The following is a 16,130-nucleotide window of genomic DNA, read 5'->3' as shown; positions in this document are numbered from 1 at the left end:
AATATGTTCGTATCATATCGTTGGTTACAAGAGTATGTAGATATTAAAGATGTAACAGCACAAGAACTAGCAGACAAAATCACGAAAAGTGGTATTGAAGTAGAGGGCGTTGAAGTATTAAATAAAGGTGTAAAAGGTGTTGTAGTTGGTCACGTATTAGAATGTGAAAAACACCCAGAAGCTGATAAATTAAGCAAATGCTTAATTGATATCGGTGAAGAAGAGCCAGTACAAATTATTTGTGGTGCTGCTAATATTGCAAAAGGTTTAAAAGTACCAGTTGCAAAAGTTGGCGCTGTACTTCCTGGTAACTTCAAGATTAAAAAAGCAAAACTACGCGGTGAAGCTTCTCACGGTATGGTTTGTGCGCTTCAAGAGCTTGGTATTGATGGAAAGTTAGTTTCAAAAGAATATGCAGATGGTATCTTCATCTTCCCAAGTGACGCTGAAGTTGGTGCAGATGCACTTGAAATTTTAAACTTACACGATGAAGTACTTGAGCTTGGTTTAACACCAAACCGTGCAGATTGCTTAAACATGTTAGGTGTTGCATATGAAGTAGCTGCTATTTACGGCCGTGAAGTAAAACTTCCAGCTATCGACTTACAAGAAACAGCAGAAAAAACTTCTGATTACATTTCTGTAAGTGTAGAAGCGAAAGAAGAAAACCCATTATATATTGCAAAAATGGTTAAAAACGTAAAGATTGGTCCATCACCAATCTGGATGCAAACTCGTCTTATGGCAGCTGGCATTCGTCCAATTAGCAATGTAGTTGATATTACAAACTACATTTTAATGGAATACGGTCAACCGTTACATGCATTTGATTACGATAAATTAGGTTCAAAAGAAATCGTTGTTCGTCTTGCAAAAGAAGGCGAAAAAATTGAAACGTTAGATGATCAAGAACGTACATTACAAAGCCACCACCTTGTAATTACAAACGGCACAAAAGCTTTAGCTGTTGCTGGTGTAATGGGCGGAGCTGATTCTGAAGTTACAAATGACACAGTAAACGTTCTAATCGAGTCTGCATACTTTGCAGGACAAACTGTGCGCCGTACATCAAAAGATTTAGGTCTTCGTAGTGAATCAAGTGCACGTTTTGAAAAAGGGATCGACCCAACACGCACATTTGAAGCGATTCAACATGCAGCTGCTTTAATGGCAAAATACGCTGGCGGTGAAGCACTTGAAGGTGTAGTAGAAGCTGATAACTTACAAGTACAAGAGCGTACAGTATCTGTTACTGCTGAAAAAGTAAACCGTGTATTAGGTACAGATATTTCTGCAAGTGAAATGGGTACAATGTTCACAAACTTAAAATTCCCATTCACAGAAGTTGAAGGAACATTCCATGTAAATGTACCAGCACGTCGTCCTGATATTACAATTTCAGAAGACTTAGTAGAAGAAGTGGGTCGTCTATACGGTTATGACCACATTCCAGTTACATTACCTTCTGGAACGATGACACGTGGTAAATTAACATCGGCACAAACGAAACGTCGTAAAGTACGCCGCTTCTTAGAAGGCGCTGGTTTATATGAAGCAATCACGTATTCATTAACAAGCGCTGACAAAGCGAAACAATATATGGTTGAGCTAAACGAAAAAGCTCCTGTAAATCTTGCACTTCCAATGAGCGAAGAGCGTAGCCAACTTCGTTTAAGCTTAGTGCCACAATTGTTAGAAGCAGTTTCATACAATGTTGCACGTAAAAACGATAGCGTTGCTTTATACGAAGTAGGTTCTGTCTTCTTACCAACAGAAGCAGGAGAACTTCCGAAAGAAGAACAACATCTTGCAGGTGTTATGACAGGTCTGGCTCTTCACCATGCATGGCAAGGTGAGAAGAAAGTTGTAGACTTCTTCGTTGTGAAAGGTGTGCTAGAAGGATTATTCGACGTACTAGGTGTTGCCAACCAAATCACATATGCACCAGCAAAACGTGAAGGTATGCACCCAGGTCGTACAGCTGACATCGTATTAGATGGCGAAGTAATCGGATTCATCGGTCAATTGCACCCAGAAACAGAAAAACAAATAGATGTGAAAAATACATTCGTGTTCGAACTATCTCTTGTAAAAGTATTCGGTGCAGACGCAGAGGAAACTTACTACTCAGCAATTCCACGTTTCCCATCTATGACACGTGATATGGCTGTTGTCGTAACAACAGAAACAAAAGCTGGTGAAATGAAGCAAGTAATTGCTGAAGCTGGCGGAGAACTTCTGAAAGACGTAACACTATTTGACTTATACGAAGGTGAAAAAATGGAAGAAGGCAAGAAATCACTTGCATTCTCTATGACTTACTTCGATGCAGAACGTACGTTAACAGACGAAGAAGTAACAGAAGCACATAACCGTGTATTAACAACGGTAGAAGAGAAATTTGGTGCGGAGTTACGTAAGTAATTAAAAATTGCCGGATTTAATTCCGGCAATTTTTTTATTGGAGCGGTTGTCGAGTGTTATCGGTAATTCGATATATTATAAAAATCGCCGATATACATCAAGGCATCTTGCATCTTTCTCTCGAATGTAGTACATTAATTTTAGTTTAACAAAATGAAAGACGATGATAAGGAAAAGTAGTATATACTATAATCCAAAGCGAGTCAGGGACGGTGAGAGCCTGATGAGGCGGTATATGTGAAGAACACCTTGGAGTTGCTAACCGAAATTGAAGCTTGTATTCAAGAGTAGACTTAGACGGGAATCCGGCCTGTTACAAACCGGGAAGTATGTATTACATACGAGTTAAAGTTGGTCTTTATGACAAATTGGGTGGTACCGCGAAGTTTAACCTTTCGTCCCTTTATGGATGAAAGGTTTTTTTGTATTTAAATATATCAGCAAAGGAGAATTTCACTATGGAAAACACATTAGTAAAAAGTCTGTATAGAGATACAGAAAAGTATGCAGATCAAACAGTACAAGTATCAGGGTGGATTCGTAACTTACGTGATTCAAAAGCATTTGGTTTCATCGAATTAAACGATGGTAGCTTCTTCAAAAGCGTTCAAATCGTTTTCGATACAGAATTAGAGAACTTCAAAGAAATTGCAAAGCTTCCACTTAGCTCTTCAGTTAAAGTAGAAGGTAAAGTAATTGCAACGCCTGGAGCGAAGCAACCATTTGAAATTAAAGCAGAAAAAATTGATATCGAGGGCTTATCAGATTCTGATTACCCACTTCAAAAGAAGCGTCATACGTTTGAATACTTACGTACAATCGCTCACTTACGTCCAAGAACAAATGCATTCTCTGCAACGTTCCGTGTACGTTCTATCGCAGCATTTGCGATTCACCAGTTCTTCCAAGAGCGTGGATTCGTACATGTTCACACACCAATCATCACTGGTAGTGATACAGAAGGTGCAGGCGAAATGTTCCGTGTAACAACACAAGATTTAAACAACGTACCAAAAGGTGAAGACGGACAAGTTGATGAATCAAAAGACTTCTTCGCTAAAGAAACAAACTTAACAGTAAGTGGACAGCTGAACGCTGAAGCTTATGCATTAGCATTCCGTGATGTTTATACATTTGGACCTACATTCCGTGCGGAAAACTCAAACACAACTCGTCACGCGGCTGAGTTCTGGATGGTTGAGCCTGAGATTGCATTCGCTGAGTTAGGCGATGTAATGGATCTTACAGAAGATATGCTGAAATATGCAATGAAATACGTACTAGAGCATGCACCAGAAGAAATGGACTTCTTCAACAGCTTCGTTGATAAAACAGTTCTAGAGCGCATGAACAACGTGATTAACTCTGACTTCGGTCGTATCACATATACAGAAGCAATTAAAGTACTTCAAGAATCAGGTGCTGACTTCAAATACCCGGTAGAATGGGGTATTGATTTACAAACAGAGCATGAAAGATACTTATCAGAAGAAATCTTCAAACGCCCTGTATTCGTAACAGACTATCCAAAAGACATTAAGGCATTCTACATGCGTATGAACGAAGATGGTAAAACAGTAGCTGCTACTGACCTTCTAGTTCCTGGCATCGGCGAATTAATCGGCGGAAGTCAACGTGAAGAAAGAATGGACGTTTTAGTAGACAGAATTAAAGAACTAGGCATGAACGAAGAGGACTACTGGTGGTACTTAGAACTTAGAAAATACGGCGGTACAAAACACGCTGGATTTGGTCTAGGTTTCGAGCGCTTCCTAATGTACATCACTGGCATGGCTAACATCCGTGACGTAATTCCATTCCCAAGAACGCCAGGTTCTTCTGAATTCTAAAATATGAAAAAAGCGAGAGGATTTCCTCTCGCTTTTTATTTTGTATATTGTATAGTTTATTCTCCCATAGTAAAAAGTAACGCGAAGGGGTGAATATAAATGAGTAAAAAAGTGAAAAAAGATCATTCAAGATCAAGCCTTGGTTCTCCAGAAGTAGAAGGACAAGGAACAACGACGCATGAAACAGGTTCTCATAAAGTATCTTCATCAAATAAGAAGCAGAAACGAAGCTAACATAAAGAAGGAGAGTCTTGGCGACTCTCCTTTTTTTATGAATTACATCTTATTATCATTAATCTCTTTTGTAATGTTATCTACATCTTTGTCTAATCGATCTAAATAGAAAAACCATAGTAAGCTCATGAGCACGTAGTAGATGGCCATCACACCAAGATTATCAGATATATTTTCGAATGTGGATTTAGTAGTGAAAAAAGCTCCCCAAATGGTAGAAATAGTGAGGTAAGAAAGTGGGCCGACGAGATGTACGAAAACATATAATAACTTTTTAACCTTTAAAGCGTTCATATGAATTCCCTCCTTATGTAAACAATCTTTTTCTTCTAATCATACATTCAGGTTCCTCACAGAAGTGTTGTAGTTTTGCTGGATTATGTATTAACAAGCGGGCATCGTGTTTCCCGATAAATCTTCGAATCCGAAAGTTTAATAAGAAAGATCGGCCATAACGCTCTATTAAATCGTTGAACTTTCGTTGTTCACTGAGTAGCTGAATGTTTTCTCTAATTTCAAACTGTCTTTCGTGTGGATCACCTAGTAAAATATTTAGAATCAGTTGTAGAAGTAGCAATGGGAATCTCCTCCTATGTTAGAATAATCTGTATATTTTAATTGTAACAAAAATAAAAGGACAATAGTAGAGTGAAACAAAAAACAGGAGTTTGTAGCCTCCTGTTTTTGTCGATACTATTTTAATAAGCGAAGCGCCTTCTCCCTATTAGCGAAATGCATTTTCACAAACTCAGGTAAGCGTTCTTTACCAAGCTTTTGAATTAATTTAGCAGCGGCGATATCAACTTGTTTACCGGCACCTTTTGGAAGTGGCATACCAGCTTTTTTACTTAGTTCGTCAAACTGTTTTACGAACGAGTAACGAGCTAAAATGGAGGCAGCGGCTACTGCTAAATGGACGCTTTCGCCTTTCGTCGCGAAGTAAACATTTTCACGCTGTACCTGTTTTTGTTTTGCTAAATATTTGTAGTATGTATCAGGTTGTGTGAATTGGTCGATTAAGACGCCTTCAGGTTTTGTAGGTGCGATTTTTGCTAATAAGTTTGTAATAGCTTTATTATGTAGTAAAGCTTTTAACTTACCTTGGTTGTTTCCTTTATCAAATAGCTCGTTATATTTTTCGTTATGAAGGACAAGAGAGCTGTAAGGAACAACGTGTAGAAGTTGTTTTGCAATGGCAGTAATTTGATCGTCATTTAAGTTTTTAGAGTCTTTTACACCAAGTTCTTTTAAAAGTGGAATTTGCTTCGCATCCACATATACAGCAACTACTGTCATCGGTCCGAAGAAATCACCAGTACCAACTTCATCTGATCCTACGATAGACATTGTACTGATGGAAGCGGGCGGTGCATAACGGTGTGAATCGACAGATTTTTTTACAGCTGTTTTCGGTGTTTGAGAGACAGTTTGCCAACGAGAAGCTTCTGCTTCAGCGCGTCCACCTTGGAACATTACTTTTCCAGATTTATACGCTGTAATTGTGCAAGATGGCACCTTTGCCATGAAGATTCCGCCTTGTGGAATTTTCGGGCTAAGCGCTTGTTTATATTGTTGTTTCATGTCTTCAATTACTGTAGAATTTGTTTGAATTACGATAGAATTTGACATAGTGGTCGCCCCTTTTTTTATATTGTTATTTTTATCATATCGGATTGTTCTTTCTGTTTCCATAATATGATGGTTCATGGTATGATAAACTTTAGGATTCTGTACGTGATTGGAGGCCGGTGAGTTGTCACAACAAAAGGGAAAGAAAAGTCGAATTAATGTAGAAATCTATGGTCAACAATATTCAGTTGTTGGCGATGAAAGTACAAGTCATATCCGCATGGTAGCAGCGATTGTGGATGATAAAATGCGCGAACTCAATGCCAAGAATCCTTCGCTTGACACGAGTAGACTAGCGGTATTGACGGCGGTAAACGTCATACACGATTACATAAAATTAAAAGAAGAACATGAGAAATTGAAAGAAAGTATGACAAAAAAAGGAATGGAATAACATGATTGATATTATTATCATTTTACTGCTTGTTATGGGATTTTTCCTCGGCTTACGCAGAGGGTTTATTCTGCAACTTGTAAAGTTAACAAGCTTTATTATCGCATACCTTGTTGCATACTGGTACTGTAAAGATTTAGCGCCAGCACTTGCGAAATTTATTCCGTATCCATTTGATAAAAACGTATCTGTTCCAGAATGGATTGATGCAAATAATATTGAGACAGTATTTTATCAAGCACTTGCGTTTATCATATTGTTTATTATTACAAAAATTGCACTTTCATTACTTGGTAATTTGTTAAATATGTTTGCAGAAATACCGGTTTTAAAGCAAGTCAATGCGTTTGCGGGGGCAATCCTCGGATTTTTAGAAGTATATATTATTTTGTTTGTTTTAATTATCGTTGGAAACATCCTTCCGATTGAGCAAATACAAACACCATTACAAAAATCATCAATTAGCAAAATAATTGTAGACGATACACCGATTCTTTCTGAAAAGGTGAAGGAGCTATGGCAGACAGGTAGCAAAGTATAACTTCTCTTTTTTCGGAAAGAGGAGTTTTTTTCTATGAAAGAAAGGCGGGGCAATGATGAAAGTAAATAAAAAACAAGTTATTAAATTATTAGAGACAATCGGCCTGTTTATGGAACTAAAGGGCGCGAATCCATTTAAAATATCTGCATTCCGTAAAGCAGCAGCAGCACTAGAAAGTGATGATCGTAGTCTTTCTGAAATTGAAGATTTCACAAAGATTCCAGGCATCGGAAAAGGAACGGCAGCAGTGATTCAAGAATATATAGAATCGGGAACATCTGAAGTATTACAAGAGCTTGAAAAAGAAGTGCCAAGTAGCTTATTACCGCTATTAAAATTGCCAGGCCTTGGTGGCAAAAAGGTAGCTAAGTTATATAAAGAACTTGGTGTTGTTGATATGGAATCGCTAAAAGCAGTTTGTGAGGAAAATAAAGTACAAGCTTTAGCGGGTTTCGGTAAGAAGACAGAGGAGAAAATATTAGAAGCAATCGATCAAGTAGGCTCTCGTCCAGAGCGTTTACCAATTGCAATGGTATTGCCTATTGCCGGGGAAATAGAGGAGAAATTGTCGAATGTTGCTGAAATAATTCGTTTCTCTCGCGCTGGTAGTTTACGCCGTGTTCGTGAGACAGTAAAAGATTTAGATTTCATTATTGCAACGACGGAGCCAGCAGTAGTACGTGAACATTTATTACAATTCGATAATATGATTGAAGTGATTGCAAGTGGAGATACGAAAGTATCTGTTCGTCTTCAATATGAATATGATATTTCAATTGACTTCCGCTTAGTAAAACCAGAAGAATTTATTACAACTCTTCACCATTTCACAGGATCAAAAGACCATAACGTAAAAATGCGCCAAATCGCGAAAGATAGAGGCGAGAAAATTAGTGAATACGGTGTGGAAAACTTAGAAACAGGCGAAGTAAAGACATTTGAAACAGAAGAGGAGTTCTTTGCTCATTTCGGTCTTCCGTTTATTCCGCCAGAAGTACGTGAAGATGGAAAAGAAATTGAATTAATTAAAGAGTATCCGAATTTAATTCAGTTCTCTGATATACAAGGTGATTTACATATGCATACAACATGGAGTGACGGCGCTTTTTCCATTGAAGAGATGGTACAAGCGTGCCGTGCTCGTGGATATAAGTTTATGGCGATTACGGATCACTCACAATACTTGAAAGTAGCGAACGGTTTAACGAAAGAGCGCCTTCGTGAACAAGCGAAAGAAATTGAACGTATGAACGAAAAGTACCCAGACATTACAATTTTACGCGGAATTGAAATGGACATTTTACCGGATGCAACACTTGATTTTGATGATGAAGTATTAGCAGAATTAGATTATGTCATTGGAGCGATTCACTCTAGCTTCTCACAAGACCGTGAAACGATTATGAAACGTCTTCGTGCTGCGCTGGAGAATAAGCATGTCACAATGATTGCTCATCCGACAGGACGTCTTCTTGGACGCCGCGAGGGCTATGATGTGGATACAGATTTATTAATCGAGCTCGCAAAAGAAACAAATACAGTTTTAGAATTAAATGCGAATCCGAACCGTCTAGATTTAAGCGCGAAATTATTAAAACAAGCACAAGATGCTGGTGTAAAAGTAGCGATTAATACGGATGCTCATACGCTTGAAATGTTAGAAGATATGGAAACAGGTGTAGCAGCAGCACGTAAAGGTTGGATTCAAAAAGATAACGTAATTAACACATGGGATATTGAACGTTTATTAGACTATATTAAACGTAATAAGTAACACAAGGGGGACCTGCAACATGTTAGAAAGAACGTTGCGTGTATTAGAATACAATAAAGTAAAAGAACAATTACTTGAACATACAGCCTCTTCACTTGGCCGTGACAAGGTGAAGAATTTAGTACCAAGCACAGATTTTGAAGAAATTGTAGAACTGCAAGATACGACGGATGAAGCTGCGAAAGTCATTCGTCTAAAAGGTAGTGCACCATTAGGTGGTATTACGGATATTCGCTCAAATGTAAAACGTGCAAAGATTGGAAGTATGCTAAGCCCAAATGAACTACTTGATATTGCGAATACGATGTATGGTAGTCGTAATATGAAACGTTTCATTGAAGATATGGTTGATAATGGTGTCGAGCTTCCAATTTTAGAAACTCATGTCGCTCAAATTGTATCTTTATATGATTTAGAAAAGAAAATTACAAATTGCATCGGTGATGGTGGTGAAGTAGTCGATAGCGCAAGTGATAAACTGCGTGGTATTCGTACTCAAATTCGTACTGCGGAAAGCCGTATTCGTGAAAAGTTAGAAAACATGACGCGTTCTTCAAACGCGCAAAAGATGCTGTCTGACGCGATTGTAACGATTCGTAACGAACGTTACGTAATCCCAGTAAAACAAGAATACCGCGGCGTATATGGCGGTATTGTTCACGATCAATCAGCTTCTGGACAAACGTTATTTATTGAGCCGCAAGTAATCGTAGAATTAAATAATGCGCTTCAAGAAGCACGTGTGAAAGAAAAACAAGAAATCGAACGCATCTTATTGATGTTAACAGAAGAAGTAGCAGTAGAAGCAGATATCGTTTTATCTAACGTAGAAGTAGTTGCTAATCTTGACTTCATATTTGCGAAAGCTTTTTATGCGAAGCGAATTAAAGCAACGAAGCCAATTGTAAATAACGAGCGCTACATGGATTTAAGACAAGCACGTCATCCGCTTATTGATCCAGAAATTATCGTGCCAAATAATATTATGCTCGGTAAAGACTTCACAACAATTGTTATTACAGGGCCGAATACAGGTGGTAAAACAGTTACGCTAAAAACCGTTGGTATTTGTGTATTAATGGCGCAATCTGGTCTGCACATTCCAGTAATGGACGAGTCAGAGATTTGTGTATTTAAAAATATATTTGCTGATATCGGTGATGAGCAATCGATTGAACAAAGTTTAAGTACGTTCTCCTCGCATATGGTGAACATTGTAGATATTTTAGAAAAAGCTGATTTTGAAAGCTTAGTTTTATTCGATGAATTAGGTGCTGGAACAGATCCACAAGAAGGGGCTGCACTAGCGATTTCAATTTTGGATGAAGTATGTAACCGCGGTGCTCGCGTTGTTGCAACGACGCATTACCCAGAATTAAAAGCATACGGATATAACCGTGAGAAAGTTATTAATGCGAGCGTTGAGTTCGACGTGAACACATTAAGTCCAACGTATAAATTATTAATCGGTGTACCAGGACGTAGTAATGCCTTTGAAATTTCGAAGCGCCTTGGATTATCTGATCGCGTGATTGATCAAGCTCGTAACCACATTAGTACAGATACAAACAAAATTGAAAATATGATTGCGAAGTTAGAAGAAAGTCAAAAGAATGCAGAACGTGACTGGAACGAAGCAGAAGCACTTCGTAAGCAATCTGAAAAACTGCATCGCGAATTACAGCGTCAAATTATTGAATTTAATGATGAGCGCGATGAAAAATTATTAAAAGCGCAAAAAGAAGGGGAAGAAAAAGTCGAAGCTGCAAAGAAAGAAGCAGAAGGCATTATTCAAGAACTTCGTCAATTGCGTAAAGCACAGCTTATAAACGTGAAAGACCATGAGCTTATTGAAGCAAAGAGCCGTCTAGAAGGTGCGGCGCCAGAGCTTGTGAAGAAACAAAAAGTAAACGTGAAAAACACAGCGCCAAAACAACAATTACGCGCAGGCGATGAAGTAAAAGTATTAACGTTCGGTCAAAAAGGTCAATTACTTGAAAAGGTAAGTGATACAGAGTGGAGCGTACAAATTGGTATTCTGAAGATGAAAGTGAAAGAATCCAATATGGAATACATTAATACACCGAAGCAAACTGAGAAAAAAGCAGTCGCAAGTGTGAAGGGTAGAGATTATCACGTGTCGTTAGAACTTGACCTTCGCGGTGAACGTTATGAAGATGCAATGATGCGCGTTGAAAAATATTTAGACGATGCACAGCTTGCAAGCTATCCTCGTGTATCAATCATTCACGGTAAAGGAACAGGAGCGCTTCGCCAAGGTGTACAAGATTACTTGAAGAAACATCGCGGCGTGAAAAACTACCGCTACGGTGACATGGGCGAGGGAGGCCTAGGCGTAACAGTTGTCGAATTAAAATAGCAAACAACCAAACAAAAGGGGAACCACTATATGTTTATGGACAAACTTGCAAAAGTATTGTTAGCTTGTTGCGGAATGTTTTTGGTGATTGGGGTTATTTATTTAGTTGTTTTTGCGAAGTAAAAGAGCGTCAATCGTGGCATAATGATATTGCCATAGATTGACGCTTTTAATATATATGAAAAGGAATAAGCTATGAAAATCAACCAATACATAAGCGAAGCAAAGTCCTGCTCAAGACGCGAAACAGATCGCCTTATTAAAGCAGGACGCGCTGCAATTAACGGTGAAATATGTACGCACGGTGCACTTGTTAATGAAAGTGATGTCGTAACGATTGATGGACAGGTTATTGCAAAAGAAGAGAAAGAAAAGGTGTATATCGCCTTTCATAAGCCGGTCGGAATCACTTGTACAGCAGCCGATCATATTGAAGATAATATTATTGATTATATTAATTATCCAGAGCGTATCTTTCCTGTTGGACGATTAGATAAAGCGTCGGAAGGACTTATCTTATTAACGAATGACGGTGCGATTGCCAATCAAATTTTACATGGTGATCATGAGCATGAGAAAGAATATGTTGTCACTGTCGATAAGCCGTATACAGATTGGTTTATTGATGAGATGTCCAGCGGTGTAAAGATTAAAGATGGAATGACGAAGCCATGCAAAGTGACGAGAGTCGGCCAATCTACATTTCGCATCGTTTTAACACAAGGAATGAACAGACAAATTCGTAGAATGAGCCGTGCTTTCGGGTTTACTGTAATAAAGCTAAAGCGAGTGCGCATTATGAATATAGAATTAAATGAGCTTGAAGTAGGAAAGTGGCGGAGCGTTACAGCTGAAGAGTTAGAAATTTTAATAGGGCAGTTATAGGGAGGAAAAATTTTCTCCCTATATTTTTTTGTCAGAAAAAATAAAACTATTGATTTTTTAAAAAATAGCCCATATAATAAAAAACAACAAGTTTCGACAAGATATTTTATAAAAGTAATGATGAGGACATGAGTTGTTTTCTACGATTCTCAGAGAGGGAAGCCTTAGGCTGTGAGCTTCCTAATACGAAAAGACAATCTTACCACCTCTAAACTTCAAGAGTGAACTGCATGCATGATGCATTGTAATTCTTGGCGGATAAAACCGTTATCAATTTACACGAGCTATAAAATGAGCTTATTTCGTTATAAATTCATTTTATTAGAATAAGGGTGGAACCACGATTTCAACACTCGTCCCTTTGTTAGGGACGGGTGTTTTTTGCGTTCTTTTACGGGGAAGTATGCTTGAAAGAGGATATGTGACGGATTTTAATTCAGAATATTTTGTTAATCAAACAATTAGGAGGTTAGTAGAAATGAAATCATCTTTAAAGTTTTCTGAGATGTTTGCAATAAGTTTAATGCTGTTTGCGCTATTCTTTGGTGCAGGTAATATGATTTTCCCGCCGGCGTTAGGGCAAGGTGCTGGAACTGATGTATGGATCGCGTTATTTGGCTTTATCGTAACAGGTGTTGGATTACCTTTATTAGGGGTAATTGTTATTGCTCTAAAGGGAGATATTAATGAGCTAGCGGGACGTGTACATCCTGTATTCGCACTAGTTTTTATCACTGCAATATATTTATGTTTAGGCGTATTTGTAAGTGTTCCGCGTACAGGAACAGTTGCTTATGAGATGAGTGTTGCACCGTTTTTACCAAGTGAGATAGCTGGTCAATCCTATCCACTTGTTATCTTTACATTTATTTTCTTTGCAGTAACTTTCTATTTAGCTTTAAACCCATCGAAATTAGTGGGGCGCATTGGTAAAGTGTTAACTCCAATTTTATTAGCTGTTATTGCAATTATTGTAGCGAAAGCAATTATGACGCCAATGGGAGAGTTTGGTGCACCGACAGAAGCATATAGTGCTCCACTCTTTAAAGGTTTTATTGATGGATATTTAACTTTAGATGGACTTGCAGCACTTGTTTTCGGAAATGTTGTCATTAATGCTTTAAAAGCAAAAGGTATTACAAATAAGAATAGTATTGCGAAAGTAACAATCTTTGCAGGATTTATTGCAGCACTTGGTTTACTACTAGTTTATTTAGCGCTTGCTTACCTTGGAGCTTCTAGTGTTTCACTCGGAATGGGGGCAAACGGAGGAATTATTTTAACAAACGTAGTGAATCATTTATTTGGTAGTTACGGAACATTATTACTAGGGATCGCAATTACAGCAGCATGTTTAACAACTTCTGTAGGTATTGTTGCAGCTTGTGGAGAATATTTTTCTTCGTTATTACCAAAGCTTTCTTATCAAAAAAACGTTTTCATTTTCTCTGTATTAGCATTTATGGTAGCAAATCTTGGTTTAACTCAGTTAAACGCATTAGCATTGCCGATTTTAATTGCAATTTACCCAATTGGTATCGTACTGATCGTATTATCACTTGTTGAAAACTATATTCGTCTTCCATTAGCTATGTATGTAGGCGGTATTGTAGGCGCATTTGCAATTAGCTTCTTTGATGGATTGCATAATGCAAATCTTCAAGTAGCGGCCCTTGCTCCTATTTTAGATAAAATTCCATTATATAGTGTAGGGATTGGGTGGCTAGTTCCGGGTATCATTGGAATTGCAATTGGATATGTAGTTTCTTTATTTCAAAAGCAAGAAATTGCTGTAGAAAAATAAGGGAAAGAGGCTTTCTTTAAAAGAAAGTCTCTTTTTTTGTAGAAAAATTATATATAGAAGAATTTAGATATTAAAAATTTTATACGTAATATAGTTGACAAAAAAATTACCAGTAGGCTAAGATTGACTTAGTTGTGGAAATATTGGAAGGGAAGAGGTTTTCTATGACTATATCATTTTTGTAAGAAGAGGTGATAGAACGATAGAATTAGGCGGTTTATTTTTTTTGAACTTCGTTGAGAATGATAATCAATAAAATGATGAAAGAGTTTTATGTTTATTCTTATAGGAAAAATTGGTGGGATTATTTTTTTGTCTATCAATGAGAATGATAATCAATACATTTCTAACTACATATTGTTACTCGTTATAAAATAGAGATAGAAAGATTATTTTTTTCTTATATATTGAGAATAATTATCATTTTCAAAAAAGAAAAACAAGGAGGCAGTAAGGTAAATGAGAAAGTTTTCGGTATTACCCGCTTTTATTATGACATTCGTATGTATGCTAGCTTTTCTCGTAGTGCCATTCGGACAAGCTTCGGCAAATGTAGCTGACGGTACTTACGATATTAACTATGTCATACAAAAAGCAGAAAATGATTCAGCTTCAATGGCAAATGATTATTTTGAAAAACCAGCTAAGTTAATTGTAAAAAATGGTGAGATGAGAGTACAAATTCCTATGAATCATAGTGCTTGGATTACAGAATTTAAAGCACCAGAGAATGGAAACTTTGTTGATGCAAAAGTTGTTAGTAAAGATGAATCTGCAGATAAAAGAACTGTAGAGTTTAAAATTGACGACCTATCTAAACCAGCAGCTGTAAAAATTCATGTTGTTGTACCGAATGTAAATTATGACCATAATTACACAATTCGCTTTGCGTTTGATGCAAATGTAAAAGCAGTAGGTGGAGAGAATAAGGAAACTGCTGCAACAAAAAATGAAGATCAAACTCAAAAAAATACACAAGTAAAAGAAGAAGTGAAGAAAGAAGAGAACAAAGAAACAAACAAAGATGTAAATAAAGGAACAAATGAAAGTGGGAAAGCTGAAAAAACAGATAACCCAAAAACAAGTGATGAAGCACGTATCGGATTATTTGCAGCATTACTTCTTATTTCAGGTGTTTTCTTAATTCGTAAAGTACGTCAAAACTAAATAAAGGAGAGGTACTCCATTGAATAAATATCTTAAAATTGTTGCTGCGATGTTTTTAATGGTATTTACATTCGTATCAACATTACAACCCCTTGCGGTTCAAGCTGCTAGTCAACTAGCTGACGGTGAATATTCAATCGGTTTCAAAGTTCTTAAAGACACATCAGATGAAGAATCCATGATGAATCAATACTCTGTAAGTCCAGGAACTTTAAAAGTAAAGAATGGGAAAAAGAAAGTATCCTTTACGTTAGAACATAGTTCATGGATTACAAAGTTTGAAACGGAAAAAAGTGGTCAGTTTGTTGCGACAAATGTAATTAATGAAGATAAAGAAAAAGATACAAGAGTCGTAGAATTTGAAGTGGACGATGTAGAGAAGGTATTAAATGCGAAAGTAAAAGTAGACATTGACTTTTTAAATTATCATCATGATTATGATGTGCGTATTGCATTTGATCAAAATAGTATTACACCGGTTCATGTAGAACAACCAAATGAAAAAGAGGACCCAGCTAATAAGCCAGATCCAAATGAAAATCCGGATCCGAGTCAGAAGCCCGACCAAAAGCCTGACCCAGATCAACAACCAAATTCTAACACAATTAAAGATGGAGAGTACAGCATTCCATTTAAAGTGTTAAAAGATCAAACAGATGAAGAATCTAAGATGAATACTTACATGGTAAATCCAGGAGTATTAAAAGTAGAAAATGGTAAGAAAAAAGCAATTGTAACACTAAAAAGTAGCTCATTAATTAAAAATTTCCAAACGGAAAAAGATGGTGCATTTATCGATGCAAAAGTAGTGAGTGAAGATAAAGAAAAAGATACAAGAGTAGTAGAGTTTGAAGTAAACGATTTATCTAAAAAACTAAATACAAAAGTATTTATCGAAATGGCATCAAGAAACTATAAGCAAACACATGATGTGCAACTTTTATTTGAACAAGATAAACTTGAACAAATTAAAAACGAAGAGAAACCAGAAGTAGAGAAACCAGAAGTAGAGAAACCAGAAGTAGAGAAACCAGAAGTAGAGAAACCA

Annotated in this window: 14 protein-coding genes and 2 other annotated features; of the genes, 11 read left to right on the top strand and 3 right to left on the bottom strand. The window is 37.1% G+C overall.

Annotated features, from left to right (window positions below; all coding sequences use genetic code 11):
* The first annotated feature begins 3 nt into the window (after positions 1 to 3).
* From pheT to MRBLBA3_RS09245, 3 genes are all read left to right on the top strand, one after another.
* Positions 4 to 2,424, top strand: a complete 2,421-nt coding sequence (gene pheT, locus MRBLBA3_RS09255) for a phenylalanine--tRNA ligase subunit beta (RefSeq protein ID WP_363380955.1) — start codon at positions 4 to 6, stop codon at positions 2,422 to 2,424.
* Positions 2,425 to 2,578: 154 nt separating this feature from the next.
* Positions 2,579 to 2,830, top strand: a binding site (T-box leader).
* A gap of 52 nt (positions 2,831 to 2,882) precedes the next feature.
* Entirely contained in the window at positions 2,883 to 4,274 is a 1,392-nt protein-coding gene (asnS, locus tag MRBLBA3_RS09250) for an asparagine--tRNA ligase (protein ID WP_000432179.1), read from the top strand.
* Positions 4,275 to 4,373: 99 nt separating this feature from the next.
* On the top strand, positions 4,374 to 4,508 hold the full coding sequence (locus MRBLBA3_RS09245; RefSeq protein ID WP_000039594.1) for a YuzL family protein: 135 nt from the start codon (positions 4,374 to 4,376) through the stop codon (positions 4,506 to 4,508).
* Between the two features lie 42 nt (positions 4,509 to 4,550).
* Here the strand turns inward: MRBLBA3_RS09245 and MRBLBA3_RS09240 are convergent, their stop codons facing one another.
* The 3 genes from MRBLBA3_RS09240 to rnhC all read right to left on the bottom strand — a co-directional run bounded on the left by MRBLBA3_RS09240 (position 4,551) and on the right by rnhC (position 6,137).
* Positions 4,551 to 4,802 carry a hypothetical protein gene (locus tag MRBLBA3_RS09240; RefSeq protein WP_000992802.1) on the bottom strand — a complete coding sequence of 84 codons (252 nt, stop codon included), beginning with the start codon at positions 4,800 to 4,802 and terminating at the stop codon, positions 4,551 to 4,553.
* Positions 4,803 to 4,815: 13 nt separating this feature from the next.
* Positions 4,816 to 5,085: a hypothetical protein gene (locus MRBLBA3_RS09235; protein ID WP_044737603.1), complete on the bottom strand. Its 270-nt coding sequence runs from the start codon at positions 5,083 to 5,085 to the stop codon at positions 4,816 to 4,818.
* Positions 5,086 to 5,201: 116 nt separating this feature from the next.
* Complete coding sequence (rnhC, locus tag MRBLBA3_RS09230; RefSeq protein ID WP_044737604.1) at positions 5,202 to 6,137, bottom strand: ribonuclease HIII; 936 nt, start codon at positions 6,135 to 6,137, stop codon at positions 5,202 to 5,204.
* 124 nt (positions 6,138 to 6,261) lie between these two features.
* Here rnhC and zapA point away from each other — a divergent pair, with 124 nt between their 5' ends.
* The 8 genes from zapA to MRBLBA3_RS09190 all read left to right on the top strand — a co-directional run.
* Positions 6,262 to 6,531, top strand: coding sequence for a cell division protein ZapA (gene zapA, locus MRBLBA3_RS09225; protein ID WP_000082701.1), 270 nt, complete (start codon positions 6,262 to 6,264; stop codon positions 6,529 to 6,531).
* A gap of 1 nt (position 6,532) precedes the next feature.
* Positions 6,533 to 7,072, top strand: a complete 540-nt coding sequence (locus MRBLBA3_RS09220) for a CvpA family protein (protein ID WP_000565410.1) — start codon at positions 6,533 to 6,535, stop codon at positions 7,070 to 7,072.
* A 55-nt stretch (positions 7,073 to 7,127) separates the two neighbouring features.
* Positions 7,128 to 8,846: a DNA polymerase/3'-5' exonuclease PolX gene (gene polX, locus MRBLBA3_RS09215; RefSeq protein WP_044737605.1), complete on the top strand. Its 1,719-nt coding sequence runs from the start codon at positions 7,128 to 7,130 to the stop codon at positions 8,844 to 8,846.
* Positions 8,847 to 8,865: 19 nt separating this feature from the next.
* Positions 8,866 to 11,226 (top strand): endonuclease MutS2, encoded by a 2,361-nt coding sequence (locus MRBLBA3_RS09210; RefSeq protein ID WP_000893737.1) that lies wholly within the window; start codon positions 8,866 to 8,868, stop codon positions 11,224 to 11,226.
* A gap of 195 nt (positions 11,227 to 11,421) precedes the next feature.
* Positions 11,422 to 12,111: a 23S rRNA pseudouridine(2604) synthase RluF gene (locus MRBLBA3_RS09205; protein WP_044737606.1), complete on the top strand. Its 690-nt coding sequence runs from the start codon at positions 11,422 to 11,424 to the stop codon at positions 12,109 to 12,111.
* A 108-nt stretch (positions 12,112 to 12,219) separates the two neighbouring features.
* Positions 12,220 to 12,475 (top strand) — a binding site (T-box leader).
* Between the two features lie 114 nt (positions 12,476 to 12,589).
* Positions 12,590 to 13,915 carry a branched-chain amino acid transport system II carrier protein BrnQ6 gene (gene brnQ6 / locus MRBLBA3_RS09200; protein WP_044737607.1) on the top strand — a complete coding sequence of 442 codons (1,326 nt, stop codon included), beginning with the start codon at positions 12,590 to 12,592 and terminating at the stop codon, positions 13,913 to 13,915.
* A 459-nt stretch (positions 13,916 to 14,374) separates the two neighbouring features.
* Positions 14,375 to 15,082, top strand: a complete 708-nt coding sequence (gene isdC / locus MRBLBA3_RS09195) for a heme uptake protein IsdC (RefSeq protein WP_044737608.1) — start codon at positions 14,375 to 14,377, stop codon at positions 15,080 to 15,082.
* 19 nt (positions 15,083 to 15,101) lie between these two features.
* The coding region (locus MRBLBA3_RS09190; protein WP_363380945.1) for an NEAT domain-containing protein at positions 15,102 to 16,130 on the top strand (1,029 nt) is incomplete at its 3' end.

The organism is Bacillus sp. LBA3-1-1.1 (genome assembly GCF_040676495.1).
Lineage (GTDB): Bacteria > Bacillota > Bacilli > Bacillales > Bacillaceae_G > Bacillus_A > Bacillus_A nitratireducens.
The sequence above is the reverse complement of the archived record's forward strand: the minus strand, read 5'-3'. Positions and strand labels throughout refer to the sequence as shown.